The organism is Shewanella nanhaiensis (genome assembly GCF_019457885.1).
Classification (GTDB): domain Bacteria; phylum Pseudomonadota; class Gammaproteobacteria; order Enterobacterales; family Shewanellaceae; genus Shewanella; species Shewanella nanhaiensis.
This window is the reverse complement of sequence record NZ_JAHZST010000016.1, coordinates 99,160-118,685: the sequence shown is the minus strand read 5'-3', so window position 1 is coordinate 118,685 and position 19,526 is coordinate 99,160. Positions and strand designations below refer to the sequence as shown.

General features: G+C 45.1%; 16 protein-coding genes. 2 read left to right on the top strand and 14 right to left on the bottom strand.

Translation table 11 applies throughout. From position 1 onward, the window contains the following. Positions 1–7: 7 nt before the first annotated feature. The 7 genes from mraY to mraZ all read right to left on the bottom strand — a co-directional run bounded on the left by mraY (position 8) and on the right by mraZ (position 7,589). Positions 8–1,090 carry a phospho-N-acetylmuramoyl-pentapeptide-transferase gene (mraY, locus tag K0625_RS19075; protein ID WP_220111136.1) on the bottom strand — a complete coding sequence of 361 codons (1,083 nt, stop codon included), beginning with the start codon at positions 1,088–1,090 and terminating at the stop codon, positions 8–10. Beyond that, on the bottom strand, positions 1,090–2,457 hold the full coding sequence (locus K0625_RS19070; protein ID WP_220111135.1) for a UDP-N-acetylmuramoyl-tripeptide--D-alanyl-D-alanine ligase: 1,368 nt from the start codon (positions 2,455–2,457) through the stop codon (positions 1,090–1,092). The genes mraY and K0625_RS19070 overlap by 1 nt, the downstream gene beginning before the upstream one ends. After that, positions 2,454–3,962 carry a UDP-N-acetylmuramoyl-L-alanyl-D-glutamate--2,6-diaminopimelate ligase gene (gene murE / locus K0625_RS19065; RefSeq protein WP_232847177.1) on the bottom strand — a complete coding sequence of 503 codons (1,509 nt, stop codon included), beginning with the start codon at positions 3,960–3,962 and terminating at the stop codon, positions 2,454–2,456. Before murE ends, K0625_RS19070 begins: the two co-directional genes overlap by 4 nt. Next, positions 3,962–5,698, bottom strand: coding sequence for a peptidoglycan D,D-transpeptidase FtsI family protein (locus K0625_RS19060; RefSeq protein ID WP_065204575.1), 1,737 nt, complete (start codon positions 5,696–5,698; stop codon positions 3,962–3,964). Before K0625_RS19060 ends, murE begins: the two co-directional genes overlap by 1 nt. Before the next feature lie 70 nt (positions 5,699–5,768). Continuing rightward, positions 5,769–6,083: a cell division protein FtsL gene (gene ftsL, locus K0625_RS19055; protein WP_012327116.1), complete on the bottom strand. Its 315-nt coding sequence runs from the start codon at positions 6,081–6,083 to the stop codon at positions 5,769–5,771. 70 nt (positions 6,084–6,153) lie between these two features. Continuing rightward, on the bottom strand, positions 6,154–7,095 hold the full coding sequence (rsmH, locus tag K0625_RS19050; protein ID WP_220111133.1) for a 16S rRNA (cytosine(1402)-N(4))-methyltransferase RsmH: 942 nt from the start codon (positions 7,093–7,095) through the stop codon (positions 6,154–6,156). Between the two features lie 35 nt (positions 7,096–7,130). Further along, positions 7,131–7,589, bottom strand: a complete 459-nt coding sequence (gene mraZ, locus K0625_RS19045; protein WP_012327118.1) for a division/cell wall cluster transcriptional repressor MraZ — start codon at positions 7,587–7,589, stop codon at positions 7,131–7,133. A gap of 607 nt (positions 7,590–8,196) precedes the next feature. On the opposite strand from mraZ, the gene K0625_RS19040 reads away from it, so the two are divergent. Next, complete coding sequence (locus K0625_RS19040; protein ID WP_220111132.1) at positions 8,197–8,484, top strand: hypothetical protein; 288 nt, start codon at positions 8,197–8,199, stop codon at positions 8,482–8,484. Between the two features lies 1 nt (position 8,485). On the opposite strand, the gene glpK is transcribed toward K0625_RS19040, so the two are convergent. The 7 genes from glpK to leuA form a co-directional block, all read right to left on the bottom strand. Continuing rightward, entirely contained in the window at positions 8,486–9,973 is a 1,488-nt protein-coding gene (glpK, locus tag K0625_RS19035) for a glycerol kinase GlpK (RefSeq protein ID WP_220111131.1), read from the bottom strand. Between the two features lie 28 nt (positions 9,974–10,001). Further along, positions 10,002–10,490, bottom strand: a complete 489-nt coding sequence (locus tag K0625_RS19030) for a nuclear transport factor 2 family protein (RefSeq protein ID WP_220111130.1) — start codon at positions 10,488–10,490, stop codon at positions 10,002–10,004. Positions 10,491–10,666: 176 nt separating this feature from the next. Further along, on the bottom strand, positions 10,667–11,965 hold the full coding sequence (locus tag K0625_RS19025; RefSeq protein ID WP_220111129.1) for an outer membrane protein transport protein: 1,299 nt from the start codon (positions 11,963–11,965) through the stop codon (positions 10,667–10,669). A 519-nt stretch (positions 11,966–12,484) separates the two neighbouring features. Then, positions 12,485–13,090 carry a 3-isopropylmalate dehydratase small subunit gene (gene leuD / locus K0625_RS19020; RefSeq protein WP_220111128.1) on the bottom strand — a complete coding sequence of 202 codons (606 nt, stop codon included), beginning with the start codon at positions 13,088–13,090 and terminating at the stop codon, positions 12,485–12,487. Between the two features lie 9 nt (positions 13,091–13,099). Continuing rightward, positions 13,100–14,500, bottom strand: a complete 1,401-nt coding sequence (gene leuC / locus K0625_RS19015) for a 3-isopropylmalate dehydratase large subunit (protein WP_220111127.1) — start codon at positions 14,498–14,500, stop codon at positions 13,100–13,102. Positions 14,501–14,503: 3 nt separating this feature from the next. Then, on the bottom strand, positions 14,504–15,598 hold the full coding sequence (gene leuB / locus K0625_RS19010; protein WP_220111126.1) for a 3-isopropylmalate dehydrogenase: 1,095 nt from the start codon (positions 15,596–15,598) through the stop codon (positions 14,504–14,506). A 52-nt stretch (positions 15,599–15,650) separates the two neighbouring features. Next, positions 15,651–17,222, bottom strand: coding sequence for a 2-isopropylmalate synthase (leuA, locus tag K0625_RS19005; RefSeq protein WP_220111125.1), 1,572 nt, complete (start codon positions 17,220–17,222; stop codon positions 15,651–15,653). Positions 17,223–17,814: 592 nt separating this feature from the next. On the opposite strand from leuA, the gene K0625_RS19000 reads away from it, so the two are divergent. Beyond that, on the top strand, positions 17,815–19,503 hold the full coding sequence (locus tag K0625_RS19000) for a tetratricopeptide repeat protein (RefSeq protein ID WP_232847173.1): 1,689 nt from the start codon (positions 17,815–17,817) through the stop codon (positions 19,501–19,503). The last annotated feature ends 23 nt before the right edge of the window (positions 19,504–19,526 follow it).

Here is a 19,526-nt window from a genome sequence, read left to right as displayed (position 1 = left end):
CATGCAGTTACCTTAATTTCAACGTAGCCAGTCCAAGCAGGACTAGAAAGAGTGAGATAATCCAAAAACGAACGATCACCCTTGGCTCTGGCCATCCCTTCAACTCATAGTGATGATGGATTGGCGCCATGCGAAATATCCGCTGTCCGCGTAATTTGTAAGAGCCCACCTGTAAAATCACAGATACTGTCTCCATCACGAAGACACCACCCATGATCACTAACAAGATCTCTTGGCGAACCAGAACAGCAATAGCCCCTAATGCCGCGCCTAAAGAGAGTGAACCAACATCTCCCATAAAGACCTGAGCTGGATAGGTGTTAAACCAAAGGAAACCTAAACCGGCACCGACTATCGCTGTACAAACAATCACTAACTCACCAGCACCAGGTAAGTAGGGAAGATGCAAGTAGTTAGCAAACTGGACGTGACCAGAGAGGTAAGCGATTAATGCAAAGGCAGCTGCAACCATGACAGTAGGCATGATAGCTAAGCCATCAAGGCCATCGGTTAAGTTCACCGCGTTGCTTGAACCAACAATGGTAAAGTACGCCAGCACGATGAAAAAACCACCAAGCTGAGGCATGATATCTTTAAAAAAAGGCACCACAAGCTGGGTCTCGCCTGTCATATCAGCCGAGGCATACAGATAGAAAGCAATAACCAATGCCGCCACCGACTGAAGAATATACTTCCACTTGGCAATCAAACCTTTAGTGTCTTTACGAACCACTTTACGGTAGTCATCGATAAAGCCGATCAATCCAAAACTTGCCAAAACAAACAGGACAACCCAGACATATCGGCTGCCAAGATCGCCCCACAGCAAGACGCTAATAAATACACCAGCAAGGATCAGTATCCCTCCCATAGTCGGCGTACCACGCTTGCTAAAATGTGATTCAGGACCGTCGTTACGAACGATTTGACCAATCTGCAGCATCTGCAAACGCTCAATCATCTTAGGACCCCACCAGAGACTGAACATAAGTGCAGTCATTAAGCCTAAGATAGCTCTGAAAGTAACATAGGAAAAAACGTTAAACCCTGTGTAAAATTGGGTTAAATACTCCGCCAGATAGACCAGCATTAAACAAACTCCCCTTGCCCGTGGGCAATTTTTAAGGCCTCAACGACACGTTCCATTCCGGCACTGCGTGAACCTTTGACCAACACAGTTACATCACCTTGTAACTGGTTGATGGTATTAATTAAACAAAGCACTAGTGGCGCTAACTCTTGCTGATGCTGTCCACCGAAAGCGGCGGCCGTATTTTCACTTAGCTCACCTAAGGTGAAAAGGGCATCTATCCCCTGTTTTTTTGCGTATTCGCCTAGCTCAGAATGCAAAAGGGACGCATTGTCACCTAATTCTCCCAAATCGCCCAGTACTAAACAGCGAAATCCCTCAATTTCTTGAAGCCAGTCAATAGCAGCACCCACTGATGCGGGGTTTGCATTATAGCTATCATCAATAATTCTCACTCTGCCCAGCTCATGAGGTAACATTCGACCTTTAACGGGTTCTATCAGTTTTAGACCGCTCAATATCTCTTCGAGCGACAGCCCAAGAGAGAGACAGATAGCAGTTGCAGCAAGGGCATTACTCACTTGATGGCGACCTGAAAGTGGCAGAGTTATCGACTCACAACTGTCGAGATAGTTCAGCGTAAAACTGTATCTTCCTAATGAATCGGACACTAACTCGCTCGCCTTCACATCGGCTTGTGACTCGATAGCAAAAGTAAGCTGAGTAAATTGACTTGCCGCACCACGCATCACATCAGCAAAGGGATCGTCTAAGTTGATCACCGCTATTCCATCAGCGCTTAAGTGGTTAAAGATCTCCGATTTAGCCTTAGCAACACCTTCAAGTGAACCGAAGCCCTCAAGGTGCGCCGATGCCACATTATTCACCATGGCGACATCCGGCATCACCAGTGAAGAGGTGTAATCGATCTCACCTAGATGGTTCGCTCCTAACTCAAAAACCCCAAACTCTTCATCACCTTCTAAACGAAGCAGAGTCAGCGGTACACCAATCTCATTATTAAAATTACCAGCGGTGTAGAGCACTTTATGCTGTTGTGACAATATGCTCGCCACCATCTCTTTCACACTGGTTTTACCGTTCGAGCCGGTCAGTGCGACAGACTTCGGCTGAACAAGCTCCTTAAGATAGGCACCTATCTCACCCATCGCTTTTTGGGTATCACAGACCAAAACCTGGGGGATATCTAAGGCAAGTTCACGACTCACCAGTAGTGCACTGGCACCATTTTCTTGCGCTAAATGAGCAAAATCATGACCATCAAACTTCTCACCTTTTAAGGCGACAAACAGTGTCTTCTCCGGAATACTCCGGCTGTCACTGCACACATTTAGTATCTCTGTATCACTGCCGATCAAACGACCATTGAGTCGTTGACTTAACAGAGATAAGGTTAAGCGGATCATCTATCTACCTCAGAACTATTATTAGCTAAACTTCCACTTGCTAAACTGCAGGCTAATGCGCGTTCATCATAATCACGTCTCACACCACCGGCCTCTTGATAGGTTTCATGCCCCTTCCCTGCCAGCAAAATAAGGTCGCCAGGTTTAGCGACAGCCAGCACCTCTCTAATCGCCAGTTCACGATCCACTTGTGTAAGTGCATATTCAGGGCGATTAAGACCTGCCAATATGTCATTGATTATCTCATCTGGAGACTCGCTTCTGGCATTATCACTGGTCACCATAATACGGTCAGCATACGCTTCAGCAGACTGCGCCATTAAAGGACGTTTGCCTTTATCACGATCGCCGCCACAACCAAATAGACACCACAGTTCACCTTCACAGTGACCTCTTAGCGCCTTAAGCGCTTGCTCAATAGCATCGGGAGTATGGGCATAATCCACCACAAGTGTGATACCGTTTTCAGTGGTGAACTGCTCCATTCGTCCAGCAACGGCATTCAGCTTTGGCACGGCATTAAGCAGGGCATTCATATCAAAACCAAGTTGATAAAGGCCCGCTAAAGCTGCAAGCAGGTTTGACAGGTTAAATGCACCTAACAGAGGGGAATCAATATTGCCGTTACCTTCGGGCCATACAAGTCTTGCTCTGACACCTTGATTGTGAAAATGGTTACCTTGGGTATAAATAGCCGCATCTTGAGAAACAGTGTCCTTATCACCAGCAATGCTATAGCCAATCAGCTTGTCTGAATCACTTTGGGCCAACCACTGTTTACCTAAATCATCATCAAGGTTGATAACACCTGACTTTAGAGAGGGGAACTTAAATAACCTGAACTTAGCATCACCATAGGCCTGCATAGTGCCATGATAATCAAGATGATCTCGGCTTAAATTAGTAAAAATAGCCAAGTCGAAGGGGACCGCATCGACTCTTGCCTGTATCAGGCCATGGCTCGACACTTCCATCGCACACAGATCTGCACCCTGCTCATTAAAAGCGTTAAGTTGAGCCATGATGGTAATAGGATCAGCGGTTGTATTACCACTGTCGACTAAATCCCCCCAAAGTCCATTCCCTAAGGTTCCCATCACAGCAGGCTGTTTGCCTAAACAAACTAACAGTTGCGCCATAAGCTGTGTAATAGAAGTTTTACCGTTTGTGCCTGTGACACCAACTAATTTCAAACGTTCAACAGGCAGCGGATAGGCCTGAGCAGCCAAAGCAGAGAGTTGACGGTTTAGCTGAAAGAAGAAGATCTGGGTGCTGTTACTAATCAATGCTTTGCCGTGCATATCTGGCTCGTCAGTATGAACCAGTGACACTTGTGCACCATTTTTCACCGCAGCTTCGATATAATCTCGGCCGTCAACTTGATGCCCAGGTACAGCAACAAACAGATCGCCTTGGGCTACCTCTCGGCTATCAAGGCTCAACTTGTTAACACTCTCAGATCCTGAGTAATGGAACCAAGGTGCTAATAGATCTCTTAGTAGCATCACTCTGCCCTCCTTGTGCTTCCAGCTAAACGCACCTTCTCAGTTGAGGAGATTGGCTCAACATTGAGCATCTGCAATGCACCCGACATCACCTTGGCAAAAGCTGGTGCAGCAAGATCACCACCATAATATTTGTCACCTTTAGGTTCATTAACCACAACCGCAATTGCCAGTCTTGGATTATGAACAGGCGCAACGCCAGCAAAGACTGCCACGTAATCTTCGCCATAGCCGCCAGCGACCGCCTTTCGAGCCGTACCGGTTTTACCCGCCACTGGATAACCCTCAATATGCGCTTTAGTGGCCGTGCCACCTTTCTCGGTCACACCAACCAACATCTCCATCACACTCTGCGCCACATGGGGAGAGATCACTTGAGTCCCTTCCGGTTGCTGTTTAAGCTTTAAAATTGACACAGGGTATAGCACCCCTTTGCTCCCTAAGGTCGCATAGAGTCTGGCTAGCTGAAGCGGGGTCACCATAAACCCATAACCAAAAGATAGCGTTGCTCTTTCAAAATCTGACCAACGTCGACGGTCATGGATAAGCCCTGAGCTCTCCCCCTCAAGATTGATGCCTGAGTAGTTACCCAGCCCCATGGTTTGATATGAACCTAATAACTCCTGTACTGGCATAGAGAGGCCGATTTTAGCCATGCCTACGTTACTCGAATGCACTAAGATCCCAGAAAGTGACAAGTCCCCATAATCTCTACCGTCACGAACAATCTTGCCACCTATCCTCATGCGCCCAGGGTAAGTTTTAAAGATTTGCTCCTCTTTTATCGTCCCCGCATCAAGCGCTGCAGCGACCACAAAAGGTTTAATGGTCGATCCTGGCTCATAGGCATCTGTCAGCGCGCGGTTACGCATTCGATAGCTTTGTAGGTTTTCACGAGAGTTGGGGTTATAAGATGGTGTATTGGCCATAGCCAGTACTTCACCGGTATGCACATCAAGCACCACAATTGACGCAGAAGTCGCTTGATTAATCTCAGTTACTCTCTTTATTTCGCGGTAAGCCAGTTGCTGAATACGCTGATCGATACTAAGAACCAGATCGTTCGGGCTTTCTCCCTCATGGACCATATCCAGACGCTCTACAACATGGCCATCACGGGATTTACGTACCTTCTGCTTTGAAGGAGTACCAGTTAACCAATCGTTGTAAGAGTTTTCAATCCCCTCAATTCCCACATCATCAATGTTAGTGATCCCGACTAATTGAGCGGAGATCTCACTGGTTGGATAGTAACGACGGGATTCAGATTTCAGATAGACACCAGGTAACCTTAGCTGCTTGATATACTCAGCAACCGCGGGCGTTACCTGACGTTTAAGGTAGGTAAAACGTTTTCTAGGGTTAGATTGAACCCGCTTAAGGATCTCATCTTTAGGTTCATGCAGCACATCGGCCAGCGCCTGCCAGCGGCGCATATCAACAAAGCCATTCTTATCATGTACAACCTTAGGATCGGCATAAACCGCTTTAACTGGAACACTCACCGCCAGCATTTCGCCATTGCGATCTGTGATCAAGCCACGCTGTACCTCACGACTTGTTGTTCTTAGGGTGCGCATATCACTTTCATGGCGAAGCTTCTCAGGCTCGACAATCTGAATATAAGCAGCACGACCAATAAGACTGGTAAACAGCAGGCAAACAAAAGCCACGACGACATATAAACGCCATTGTATTAGTTGCGGCTTCTTCTTACGTTTTGCCTGCTTACTCATAACACTCTCACCGTTCTGGATTCTTTAGGAGTAAAATAAGCAAGATCCAGATTATCCGGTTGGTTCATACTTATGGCACTCTAACGACAATTTCTTCTTTCGGTAACGGACGGTTCATCTCTAACTCTTTCGATGCAATTCGGGTAATACGGCTATGTTCCGATTGAGACTGCTCCTCAAGAAGCAAATTCCGCCATTCAATATCCAACCTATCCCGCTCCTGTAACATCTGATCCCACTGGCTGGTATATTTGCGCGTAACATGGCTTGTATATACAACAGTAATTGCATTTCCTAGCACAGCACATGCAAGCAACAAAACCCACTTATGGTGCCAAAGATCAAGTAGCACGATTTTGGGTAGATTAAATTGAGGCTGACTCAAACCTGCTCCTTAACCTTTTTCTTTATCTTTCATAGCCCAAACCATCATGGCTGTTATCACCAGTGTTTCATTAGTATTCCAGTCTCTGCGCAATACGCAGAACTGAACTACGGGCACGAGTATTACGCTCAATCTCTTCATCGGATGGCTTAATTGCTTTACCCACGCCCTTAAGAAGACGAGTCTTATTAATCTCCGCTTCGGTGATCGGCAGTCCATGAGGGACACTCTCTCCCTGACTGTGACGACGAATAAAGCGTTTAACCATCCTGTCTTCAAGAGAATGGAAACTGATAACCGATAATCGACCTTGAGGGGCCAATACCGTTAATGCTCCCTCTAACGCCTGATCTATCTGCTCTAATTCACTATTGATATAGATTCTAATCGCCTGAAAAACCCGTGTAGCAGGGTGTTTATTACGCTCTTTGCTCTTAGAGATACGTGCAATCAGATCAGCCAACTCTTTGGTACGTAAAAATGGCGTTTTTTCACGATCTGCAGCAATACATCTGGCGATATGGCGAGAATTTTTCTCTTCACCATAGGTTTTAAATACCCATGCCATATCCTCTACTTCTGCACGCGCTAACCAATCGGCAGCGGTCTCTCCTTGAGAGTTATCCATGCGCATGTCGAGCGGACCATCACGTAGAAAACTAAACCCACGCTCGGCATCGTCAAGTTGAGGTGATGACACCCCAAAGTCCAGCAACACCCCGTCAATTTTACCTTTTAAACCAAGCTCTTCTACATAGGTCGCTAGCTGGCCAAAGCCACCATGAACTATGCTAAACCTTGCATCATCAGCAAACTGCTTAGCCGCTTCAATCGCTTGTGGATCACGATCGATCGCAATCAAACGACCATTTTCACCTAGGTGTTTAAGCACTTCGCGAGAGTGGCCACCACGGCCAAATGTGCCATCGATATAGATGCCATCTTCTTTTATATTTAGACCTGCTACGGTTTCCGTCAGCAGAACTGATAAGTGTGCGAATTCTTGGCTCATTATTTTCTTCTATCTAATTTATTTAAATTCACTGTTTAAAGTGAAAAATCGGCAAGACGTATATTTTCAGCGAACTCTTCATCCTGAATCGTCTCCCGGCTTTGCTCTATCTGATGCTGCCAAGCAGTTTCATCCCAGAGCTCAAATTTATTCAGCTGTCCCACCAGCATGGCGCGTTTACCTAAATTGGCATATTGACGCAGGGGAAGAGGTAACAATAACCTGCCGTTACCATCCAGCTCACATTCATGTGCATAACCTAGAAGCATACGTTTCATCGCGCGCTCAGCTGGCAAAGTATCTGACAGCAACAGCAATTTAGCTTCGATCTTGCTCCACTCATCCAGTGGATAGAGCAGTAAACAAGCGGATTGGATATCAACTGTGATCACTAACTGGCTGTTATATTCAACGTGCAGAGGCTCCCGGTAACGCTTTGGAATAGCGACCCGACCTTTTGTATCAAGGTTAATAGCACTGGCACCACGAAACACGTTAGCTTGTCCTTAGCTCCTAGAAAAGATCCACAAAGATCCACAATTTCCCACAAGACCTAAGTTTAGAGATAGAACGCAAGCATTGTCAAGCAGTCACAGCGATAGGAACTATTTATGAATCCAGTATTCAAGCGGGTTAGCAGCAGATTTCAAATAGAAGGAGTTGTTGAAATAACAAGGGATAAAAGTGGATCTCCCACCCATAAACTGCTGAAAAAACAGGCAGAACATACATACATTAATCTTTATTTATCTTAAAAGTGGTTTTATTTCCCAATATTACACTTTTGAACTGTGCTTTGATGTTTACACTTATATTGCTAGTAATTAAGTACAGTAATCTCCTCTAAGTACTTTTAAGAGACAAATTCAGAGAATGGGTAATGCACATCATGCTTAGTTATAGTGGGGTCATCAGTTATAAAATTAACGAGTTAGCTTTTTTAGTCTAGCCTTACATGTATATACAGGCTTTATATCTACATTGCTGTAGCAGGTGAAAACCAGAAAATTAAGGAGTTATCGCTGAAGTTTTCATCTTAAAAGGCTAAATATTGACCAATCACTGCCGATAGAGGATTATAGAAAAGTGAACGGGGGAATTATGATAGGTTTAGACAGCCTCTACGCTATGTTAGCTCGCCCAGTACAGGCAAGCGTGAAGCGAAAGCGAATTGTTGAAGAGACAGAAAACAGTGCAGGTATTGCAGAGGATAGCCATGAGGCGCCACAATCTCAGCTTCCGCCTAATTTAGAGCGGCGTCGAACACTCGAAGACAGACGCGGTACATCTCGTGGAGATCGTCGCCGAAAAGCCAAACAAGAGGAAGAACTCGAAGATAACAAAGCGTTACTTGAATCACCTCTCCCGCGGATCGACATAGACGTTTAATTTATCCATTAATCGTTTGCGAGACAGCACTTTGCCAGCCTGCATATAACTCATCTTTTTGCTCTTCACTGATAGATGGCACAAAAGATTTATCGATATCGGCCCTATGCTTAAGCTCTGAGGTAGAGTCCCAGAATCCCACAGCTAAACCTGCAAGAAACGCAGCTCCCATAGCCGTCGTTTCTGTGACAGCGGGTCGCTGCACCTCAACCGAAGTAATATCGGCTTGAAACTGCATCAAAAAGTCATTGGCAACAGCACCACCATCGACTTTAAGTTGCTTTAGATCCACGCCACTATCTTTAGCCATAGCATCGAGTAGATCTCTGCTCTGATAGGCTATCGCTTCCAGTGCAGCCCGAATAATGTGATTTCGATTTGAACCTCGGGTTAGCCCAACTAATGCCCCTCTGGCACTTGGATCCCAATATGGCGCCCCTAAACCCACGAAGGCTGGCACCAGATACACGCCATTTGTACTCTCGACTCTTGAGGCAAAGTACTCAGTATCCTGAGCATCTCTAATCAACCCAAGCTCATCCCTTAGCCATTGAATCGTTGCACCTCCCATAAATACTGAGCCTTCCAGAGCATAGTTCACCTCTCCCTTGGCACCAATTGCTATGGTTGTCAGTAGCCCATGATTCGACTTTACAGCTTTTTCTCCTGTATTCATCAGAAGGAAACAGCCAGTACCATAGGTATTCTTTGCCATACCCGGCTCAGTACATAGCTGACCAAAAAGCGCTGATTGCTGATCGCCAGCAATCCCAGCAATAGAGATCTCCCCCCCTTCGCCTGCGATACGGGTTTTACCATAGACGGCACTAGAGGGTTTCACTTTAGGAAGAAGAGACTCAGGGATAGTTAATGCTTCAAGTATCCGCTTATCCCAGCTTTGGGTATGGATATTGAACAATAAAGTACGACTGGCATTGGTCGGGTCGGTAACATGGACTTTGCCTTCAGTCAGCTTCCATACAAGCCAAGTATCTATAGTGCCAAATAACAGCTCACCTCTTTTCGCACGCTCCCTCACGCCCGGAACATTGTCTAAAATCCATTTAATTTTAGTGCCAGAAAAGTAAGGGTCTAAGAGTAGACCTGTAGTATCTCGAATATACTCCTCCAACCCTTGAGATTTAAGCTCTTCACAGATCTCACTACTGCGTCTGCACTGCCAAACAATGGCATTATAAACTGGCTTGCCAGTTTGCTTATCCCAGATAACCGTTGTCTCACGTTGATTGGTGATCCCAATCGATGCGATCTCACTGGCATGGATACCACTTCGTGCTATGACCTCTATTAAAGTGGAGCTCTGGGATGCCCATATCTCCATAGGATCATGTTCAACCCAACCCGCCTGGGGATAAATTTGAGTAAACTCACGCTGTGAAATCGACACAATATTCGCATCATGATCGAAAATAATCGCTCTGGAACTGGTAGTTCCCTGATCCAGTGCCACAACATATTTTTTAGTCACAAATCTTTCCTTAAGCTCGATGTTCTACTTAATATTGAGTTTGTTGCAAAACGCCCACTTCAGGCTCAACCTCTGGCTTTGTGCTCAGCTCATCACATGAATGGGCAGGAAAATACCAAAACTCAGCAAGCTTACCATCAACGACTCTGAAGGTTCCAATACTACACTGGGACAGCTCTTCACCATCATTATCCCACGTGACTCTCTCTACAGTACTAACATAGTTGCCAGACTCCATCATATCGAGAATCTTCGCATTGGCACCTTTGAGACTTTCAAAATAATCTGTCATTGCAGCGCCAAACTCGGCTTTACTGGATGTTTCAACTTCAACCTTTTTACCTGTGATATGCATCCAGGTAACATTGTCAGTGGTGTGGGAGACCATCAAGCCTACATCATGCTGGTTATAAGCCTGTATAAAGCTCTGAACGACTTCACTCGATGTTGGAGTCGTAGCAGCACTTAAGGTGAATGGTAAAACGGATAATGTGGCCACCAATAGGAAGGGCTTCATTGTACACCTCTGTAGTTGTGACTTAAGTTTGAATAAAAGGTATTACTTAACAAAATTCACTTCATTAGATGAATATAATCTTATGAAGTTCATTTTGCTAACAAAAAATCTCCTCCTTTTGACTTAAAAAAAAGGGCTGGCACCTAAGTACCAACCCTTTATCAATAAAGTCTACATTAGAAACGGTAGCTAGCCTGCACACCCACTAACATAATATTACCGCTAACTTGCCCCTCAAACACCCCACCAAACGGCAGAGAATCGGTTTCAGCCTCATGCATTGGAGACTCATCAGCAAAGATATAAGTTGCCCCAAAATCAAACGCTAAATTTTCGCTATATTGGTAGCCATAACCAGCACTCAACCAAAGACGGTTAACTTCAGGAATCGTTGCCGTACGATGAATATCATCAACCGCGGCCTGATCATAGGCAACACCCGCTCTTAGGCTTGATTTTGCAGACAGCGCATAAGTCGCACCAAGAGCAAAACGGTAGTTATCTTTCCAGTTTTCCTCTTTAACTAAAATAGCGGAGTTACTTAGCTCAGGAATTTTAGCTTCAAGCTTCTCGAATGAACTCCAATCAGTCCAGTTTACGCTGGCATGAACAGCAAGCTTATCCGTTAATTGGTGGAAACTGGCAATCTCAGCTGTGGCTGGAAGCGTAAGCTCCATTGCGCCCGCATAAATTTTGCTCGCATCCATGCTACCTTCAAGCATGCTAAAACCTAGGCCATTGGCTTCACCTTCCAAGTTTTGCTCAACCTCAGAACGATAGTTAAAGCCAATACGGTTATTAGCATTGATCTGCCACGCACCACCTAACTGCCATCCCCAAGAGGTATCATCCCCCTCCATATACTTTAGAGTGGTTCCCTTAGGAATGATGAGGTTTGCCGATAATGGAACATCGACAGAGCTCTTGGCACCGAAGCTGCCTTCACCCATCACAAAGCGAACACCAGCACCGATACTAAGCTGATCATTGATACGGTATGCAATATTAGGATTAAGCTCTATTGTTGTCACCGAAGCTTCATTACCAAATTGGTTACCACGAAAGCTATCATCAAGCTCTGTCGCCATACCAAAGTTACTTCCTAAGGCTAAACCTAAGAACCACTGCTCACTTAACTGATGTGATACATAAAAATTGGGAACAACCGCATCACCAGCAATATCTTTTGCCGATGTTGGGTTTTTACCGTCTACATAGGTCACTTCGCCATCAACATCGATATTTGGCATAACCAAAATCGCACCTGTGGTCATTTGAGTGCCTTGAAGATAGGTGAGCATGGCTGGGTTACGAAATTGTGCAGCCGCGTTATCGGCCATGGCAGCTTCACCGGCGTAGGCACGACCTAATCCGGTAGCAGAATACTCAGCTAACTGAAAACCAGCCGCTTGAACTTGAGTCGTTGTTCCCATGATGGCTGCAATCACAGCCACAGATAAAATGCGCTTATTCATTATCTCTCTCATCTTTATGTATCACGCTTAGCGCTATCACCCTTAACTTAGAGTAATAACTCAACAATTTTCTGAAGCGCAGTGTACTCACGCAGCACATCTTTGCAAGCAAACTCGATAAATCAGAGAAAAACACTGGATAAAATAGATAACGCGACATAAAAAAGGAGAAAATAACTTTTTAAACAAGGCTAGCGAGTTAAAAGAGAGTATTTGATTCGGAATTTCGATTAGAAAAACCTAAGGGATTTATAAAAAGACATTAAAAATCAATAAGTAAAAATAGGCACAAGCAAGAACATATGTGCACTGAAGATCAGGTTTATGGCCAGTGTAAATAACTAGCTTGCTTTGTGAATAGAAATATCAAAAAGAGGACCAATAAAATAGTCTTATTTTTCAATAAACTAATCAATACGGATTCGTCATTAAAACAAAAGCCAGACAAGCTTAAGCTTATCTGGCTCATTTTTTATAACACGTCAGTACAAATGTACGCTTAAATATCAATGATATCTATCACGCTTTCCAAGCTGGAAGTTGTGACTCATAGCTCGCGATCTTCGCTTCATAAGCTAAGGTCAAGCCAATCGCATCTAAACCATTAAGCATGTTATGCCTAGCAGAGCCTGCGATCTCAAAATTAAACACTGCGCCAGAGGGAGATGTCACCGTTAGCCCCTCTAGATCCACTGTGATCTCAGCCCCTTCGTTGGCTTGAACTTCGTCCATCAACTGCTGAACTTCAACATCACTTAGACGCACAGGCAGTAAACCATTATTAATGGAGTTGCCATAGAAAATATCGGCAAAGCTTGGGGCGATGATAGCTCTTAGACCAAAATCAGCTAACGCCCAAGGTGCATGTTCTCGGCTCGAACCACAGCCAAAATTCTCTTTAGAGATCAGTATCGACGCACCTTTGTATCTTGACTGATTTAGAGTGAACTCAGGGTTTGGCTCATCACCGGCATCATCGAGATAGCGCCAATCATGAAAAAGATGAACACCAAAACCATCACGAGTCACTTTAGATAAAAACTGTTTAGGGATAATCTGATCGGTATCGACATTGGCACTGTCGATCATCACAGCCAACCCGGTATGCTTAGTAAATGCTTCCATGATAATCTCCTAAAGCGTTTGACGAATATCGACAAAATGACCAGCAACCGCGGCCGCAGCAGCCATGGCAGGACTAACAAGGTGGGTTCGACTCCCTCGTCCCTGACGCCCTTCGAAATTACGGTTACTCGTAGAAGCACAGCGATCGCCAGCCTCCAATCGGTCATCATTCATCGCTAAGCACATAGAACAACCCGGTAGACGCCACTCGAATCCCGCTTCGATAAAGATCTTATCTAGACCTTCGGCCTCCGCTTGCTCTTTAACTAAACCTGAGCCTGGTACCACAATCGCTGTCACACCTTCAGCCACATGCTTACCTTTAGCATGCAAAGCCGCATCACGTAGATCTTCAATACGCGAGTTTGTGCAAGATCCAATAAAGACCTTATTGATACTCACATCTTTCATGCTAGTACCCGCGCTCAACGCAACATACTCTAACGCTTTTTCGATGCTGGCCTTAACCGTTGCATTAGGCTCATCTTGAGGATTTGGCACAACACCATCGATCGCCACCACCTGCCCTGGGTTAGTTCCCCAAGTAAGTTGAGGTGCGATGTCAGTCGCTTCGAGTATAACTGTTGAATCAAAAACGGCGTCTGCATCCGTTTTCAGTTCAGACCAAGCCGCAATCGCCTGCTCCCAACTCTCTGCCTTAGGCGCGAACTCACGGCCTTTAAGATACTCAGCAGTTGTTGCATCTGGTGCAATCATGCCAGCTTTAGCACCCATCTCAATTGCCATGTTACATACCGTCATACGGCCTTCCATAGAGAGCGCTTCAATAGCCTCACCACAGAATTCGACCACATAACCTGTACCACCATCCATGCCGATCTTACCGATAATCGCAAGTACGATATCCTTTGCGGTAATGCCAGGTGTCACATGGCCTCTAACCTCAATCTTCATCGTTTTGGCTTTGTTTTGACGCAGTGTCTGAGTTGCCATGACATGCTCAACCTCAGAGGTACCGATCCCGAACGCTAGCGCTCCAAATGCACCATGAGTCGCGGTATGAGAGTCGCCACACACGATAACAGTACCCGGCAAAGTAATACCAAGCTCAGGGCCCATCACATGGACAATACCTTGATTTTTATGATGAATGTCATAGAGTTTGATACCGAACTCTTTACAGTTATCCTGTAGCGTTTCCACCTGAATACGGGCCATAGGGCTTAATGCATCTAAGCTAGCACTCTTGGTAGAAGTGTTATGATCCATGGTGGCAAAGGTTTTCTCTGGCGCACGTAACCTACGTCCAGCGACCTTTAAACCACTAAATGCCTGAGGTGATGTCACCTCATGTACTAGGTGTCTGTCTACGTAGATAAGCGGCGCTTCACCTTCATTAGCCATAACGACATGACTGTCCCAAACCTTCTCATATAATGTTTTAGCCATGAGTTATGCACCCTCTTTAATGACTTGAGCAATATAATCACCCATCTGCGAAGTCGTCTTCGCATTGACTCGCTCATCAGCTGGTAGCAACTCGCCAGTTAGATAACCATCACTTAGCGCTTTACCAACAGCGGCCTCGATTGCCGCTGCGGCCTCTTCTAATTTCAAGCTATGGCGCAGTAGTAATGCAGCAGATAAGATCTGAGCAACAGGGTTAGCAATACCTTGCCCTGCAATATCCGGCGCACTGCCACCAGCAGGCTCATAGAGACCAAAGCCTTTACTGTTCAAGCTCACCGATGAAAGTAGCCCCATAGAGCCAGTTAACATGGCTATCTCATCTGAGATAATGTCACCAAACAGGTTAGAACAAAGCATGACATCAAACTCATTGGGACGACGTAGTAGCTGCATAGTCGCATTATCGATATAGATATGCTCTAACTCCACATCAGGGAAATCTTTGGCCACCTCTTCAACAACTTCACGCCACAGCACAGAGCAAGCCAGTACATTGGCTTTATCCACAGAGGTAACCTTCTTGCGACGACCTTGAGCAGCCTCAAATGCGATCTTAGCAATACGTCTGATCTCTTTACGGCTATAGCGCATGGTATCGAATGCTTCTTCACTCTCCCCTTCGCCTTGACGCCCTTTTGGCTTACCAAAGTAGATACCACCTGTCAGCTCACGCACACATAGCACATCGAAGCCTTTCGATGAGATGTCACTGCGTAGCGGCGACATATGCTCAAGCCCAGAGTGCAGTTTTGCCGGGCGCATATTGCAAAATAGTTCGAAATGACCACGAAGCGGCAGTAAGGCACCACGCTCAGGTTGATCATTAGGCGGTAAGTGCTCCCATTTAGGACCACCTACCGATCCAAAAAGAATGGCATCAGCCGCTTCGCATCCCTTTAAAGTCACATCTGGAAGCGGGCAACCATGATTATCGATAGCTGCTCCGCCTATATCGTATTCGCTATATTCAATAGCAAGCTCGAATCGCTCCTCTACAGCACTGAGCACTTTTCGCGCCTCAGCCATCACCTCAGGTCCAATTCCATCTCCGGCTAATACCGCTATTTGATAACTCATTCGACACTTAACTCCTGCTCTTTAATTTTAATATTCTAATGATTTCTAAGCATTAAACGCCACCAAGAGATCTCGCTTTTTGCTGGATCTTTTGCTTACAATCTGCAACCTTATCTGCACGCCATGTCAGGTTCATTACATGTATGAGCGCCTGCACCGACGCTTCAACCACATCGGTCGCTAAACCAACACCGTGGAAACTCTGCTGCTGATAACTCGCCTCAATATCCACCTGACCTAGGGCATCTTGTCCCTCACCTTTAGCGCTTAGTTTGTAGCTGGTGATATTAATTTCACGCTTGCTAGCACGTGCAATAGCATTATAAGCAGCATCCACAGGACCATTACCTGTAGCAGCCTCAGTGACTACCTCGCCATCAAGTTCTATCTTCACTGTGGCAGTTGCATTTCCCTGTGTGGAATCGGAGTGCACAACTAACTGCTTAAGTTGATAAAATGATTCCTCTTCAGCTTGTGCCTCCATAAAGGTCAAAGCTTCAAGATCGTAATCAAACACTTGGCCTTTCTTATCCGCAAGTTTCAAGAAAGATTCATATAAGGCATCCATATCATAATCGTGCTCGCCATAACCCATCTCCTCCATACGATGCTTGATCACATGTCGACCAGAGCGAGATGTCATATTCAAGTTGTTACGTGGAAGGCCGATACTTTCCGGCGTCATGATCTCGTAGGTATTTTGCGATTTCAGCATGCCATCTTGATGGATACCCGATGAGTGAGTAAATGCATTCGCCCCCACGATAGCTTTATTAGCCTGTACAGGCATATTACAAAGCTGACTGACTAAGCTGGAGGTACGGTGGATCTCTTTAGCATTGATCCCTGTCTCTAGTCCAAGTGACGCTTTACGGGTCGACAAGATCATGGCGATCTCTTCGAGTGAACAATTACCCGCTCGCTCACCAATACCATTAACCGTACACTCAATCTGACGTGCACCTTGCTGCACAGCGGTAATTGAGTTCGCGACTGAAAGACCCAAGTCGTCATGACAATGGACAGAGATCACCGCTTGATCGATATTGGGCACTCGGTTAAACAGGGTTTCAATGATGCCACCAAACTCACTCGGCACTGTGTAGCCCACAGTATCAGGAATATTAATTGTCTTAGCGCCAGCCTTGATCGCCTCCTCAACCATACGACACAAGTTATCGATTGGCGTACGACCCGCATCCTCACAGGAAAACTCTACATCATCAGTAAAGCGACGAGCATACTTAACCGCACCGACAGCCATCTCCAGTACTTGATCGAAAGAGCGTTTTAGTTTGCTTTCAACGTGAATCGTCGAGGTTGAGATAAAGGTATGAATACGGAACTGATCAGCAACAGATAAAGATTGCGCTGCCGCATCGATATCTTTTTCAAGGGCTCTGGCTAATGCACACACTCGGCTGTTTTTAACCGTTCGTGCGATCGTCTCTACAGATTTAAAATCGCCAGGAGAGGAAACAGGAAAACCCACCTCCATCACATCGACACCTAAACGCTCCAATGAGAGTGCTATCTGTAGTTTTTCCTTAACCGTCAAACTGGCCGCTAGGGCTTGCTCCCCATCACGTAGGGTTGTATCAAAAATAATCACTCGGTTAGACATCTAGTTTCTCCGTGGAATAGCTAGTTATTTAATGCGCTACTTCTCGTTGCTCGGGTACAAAAACAAAAAACCCCGCGATTCGTAGCGCGGGGTTTTGAATGTTGGTGACTCTAATCAAGCGTGCAACACTACATCCTCCGCGCAGAGACTGCGAGAATGAGAATGAGGAGGTTGAGTAATGCACGGCTAATATTCATCTGTCTTAATTCGTTGTTATATTCAATCCACATAAATAATTATGCGTTCATTTTTTGATAGAGCGGTTAATTTTTAACGTGAGGAGCCTCAAGTGTCAACCCCATTTTCCTCATTCAGGACAGATTAGACCAGAAAAACTCTGTTCTGCATCTTTAAATGAACTAGGTTACTTCCTAAACTTCAGTTGTTACATTTTGAGCTCCTCTTGCAACTAGCCTAACTAAGCATTCATACAAACATCACGCCTTGCTGATTTTTAATACAACATAGAGGCATAATTCGTTATAATGCGTGATTCAACGTGTTGAACTGTTAATTGGAACTTTTATAAATGGATTTTCGCCTCATAGTAGTGTGCCTGCTATTCTGGTCTGCACCAGTATGGGCTGATACTATGGACCGCCTCGATAATATTAATACCTTGCTCTACGAGTACCCGAGCAGGGCGCTTGAGGAGATCAACAAACTCGACAACATCAGCTCCCCTATTAAGTTATCCGAAACCGAAAAGCTGCGACTCTCTCTATTACGCTGTGAAACCTATCTTCAACTCGGTGAAAATCAAGCCGCAATCAATATCGCTAGAATGGGCGAAGCTAAGGCTAAAGTCCTCCAGCTAGAATCGGCACGGCCCTACTTTCTCAACTGTATGGCAGGCGCATTTACTAATTTTGGTGATTACCGACAAGCGCTCCCCCTTCTCGATAACTCCATTGAACTCTCCCGTGAACTCAAACAAGCACAATCTCTTATTAATGGGCTGCGAATAAGGGGGATCATAGATACCCAAATTGACAGTTATGGTAACGCTTCAGAAGATCTGCGTTTAGCGATAGATATCTTCCCAGAGCTCGCAAATCAAGCGCTTAATTGGAGCTGGCCACCATTGGCCCATGTGCAGTTATCATTAAGTCAACTGCTAGCTAAGAGAGGTGAGTTTAAGCAAGCCTACACTGTGATTGAAAATGCACTAAGTTCAGAGCCACTTAAGGGAAAGGTTAAAGCATTAGTCATCACTCAGTTAGCCAATATGGCACAACTCAATAACTTGCCAACCAGCGACACCTTAATCCTCAACGCAAAAAATCAGTTACCAGAGCTCGGCAGCGCCTTTGAACTGGCTCAAAGCTACACTCAGATGGCCCAACTTGAATACCTTCGCGGTAATTTACGCAGAGCAATTCAACTTTTGGAGATCAGTTTAAATACCTTTAAGAAAGAGAATAAATCGCTAGAGATAATTCGTACACAAAGGCAACTGGCAGAAGTGCTACTTGCTCATGGTATGACTGACAAGGCATTAGCCTTAATGGAAAACACGATAGCACTGGGCGTTCGCACATCACGCTACGATGAGTTGGTGATCTGCTATGAGATTTTAAGTCAGCACTATGAAAAAAATCAAAATTACAAACTAGCGCTAAAATATCAAATCATGCGTTTTAATCAGGCTGAAAACGCCTATAACTTCATTAAAGATACACGACTACTGCAGCTAAACACTAAACTAAGCAAACAAAACCAACTGTTTAAATCAGAAACAGATAGAAGTATTGCATCAGTAAATCAGGGGTTTGGAGTTAAATCTGGCTATCTAATTCTACTTACTCTGCTATTTCTCGCTCTGCTATTTAGCTTCATAATATTTAAAACGAAACAGCAAGCTAAGCGAATAATCGCGACACCTGAGCCAAACACCAAAGAGCAGGAGATAGAGCGACTACTAAGTAACAGTAAGCTAGGTGGATTCCCCTTGAGCCTTATCTTGATAAAAACCTTGCAGGTTTATCGTGACGATCTCCCCATACTCAATTCCCAACTTGAGAAGTTACTTAGAGAGCAGGATGTTATGCTCAATTACAGTGATGAGGAGATAGTGTTACTCCTGCCCTATACCAAAGAGAAGGGAACGTTAAAGGTTATAGAGCAGATAAAAGAGCTGATGACACCTTTACTACATGATAAAAAGTGCCAAATTGGTTACTCAAAGATGCAGCAGCAGGACAGCCTTAGCTCCCTAGTTAAACGCGCTAACATCCAGCAGCTAAGGCATAGTAAGCAACATAAAGTTGCGGCGGAATAATACCGATCAGTATAAGACCAATG

What these genes read in the sequence shown, in the direction of transcription:
- mraY (WP_220111136.1), bottom strand. Translation starts at nt 1,090, where the DNA reads ATGCTGGTCTATCTGGCGGAGTATTTAACCCAATTTTACACAGGGTTT.
- leuA (WP_220111125.1), bottom strand. Translation starts at nt 17,222, where the DNA reads ATGTCTAACCGAGTGATTATTTTTGATACAACCCTACGTGATGGGGAG.
- leuC (WP_220111127.1), bottom strand. Translation starts at nt 14,500, where the DNA reads ATGGCTAAAACATTATATGAGAAGGTTTGGGACAGTCATGTCGTTATG.
- K0625_RS19070 (WP_220111135.1), bottom strand. Translation starts at nt 2,457, where the DNA reads ATGATCCGCTTAACCTTATCTCTGTTAAGTCAACGACTCAATGGTCGT.
- leuB (WP_220111126.1), bottom strand. Translation starts at nt 15,598, where the DNA reads ATGAGTTATCAAATAGCGGTATTAGCCGGAGATGGAATTGGACCTGAG.
- K0625_RS19000 (WP_232847173.1), top strand. Translation starts at nt 17,815, where the DNA reads ATGGACCGCCTCGATAATATTAATACCTTGCTCTACGAGTACCCGAGC.
- murE (WP_232847177.1), bottom strand. Translation starts at nt 3,962, where the DNA reads ATGCTACTAAGAGATCTATTAGCACCTTGGTTCCATTACTCAGGATCT.
- K0625_RS19025 (WP_220111129.1), bottom strand. Translation starts at nt 11,965, where the DNA reads ATGAATAAGCGCATTTTATCTGTGGCTGTGATTGCAGCCATCATGGGA.
- K0625_RS19040 (WP_220111132.1), top strand. Translation starts at nt 8,197, where the DNA reads ATGATAGGTTTAGACAGCCTCTACGCTATGTTAGCTCGCCCAGTACAG.
- rsmH (WP_220111133.1), bottom strand. Translation starts at nt 7,095, where the DNA reads ATGAGCCAAGAATTCGCACACTTATCAGTTCTGCTGACGGAAACCGTA.
- leuD (WP_220111128.1), bottom strand. Translation starts at nt 13,090, where the DNA reads ATGGAAGCATTTACTAAGCATACCGGGTTGGCTGTGATGATCGACAGT.
- K0625_RS19030 (WP_220111130.1), bottom strand. Translation starts at nt 10,490, where the DNA reads ATGAAGCCCTTCCTATTGGTGGCCACATTATCCGTTTTACCATTCACC.
- K0625_RS19060 (WP_065204575.1), bottom strand. Translation starts at nt 5,698, where the DNA reads ATGAGTAAGCAGGCAAAACGTAAGAAGAAGCCGCAACTAATACAATGG.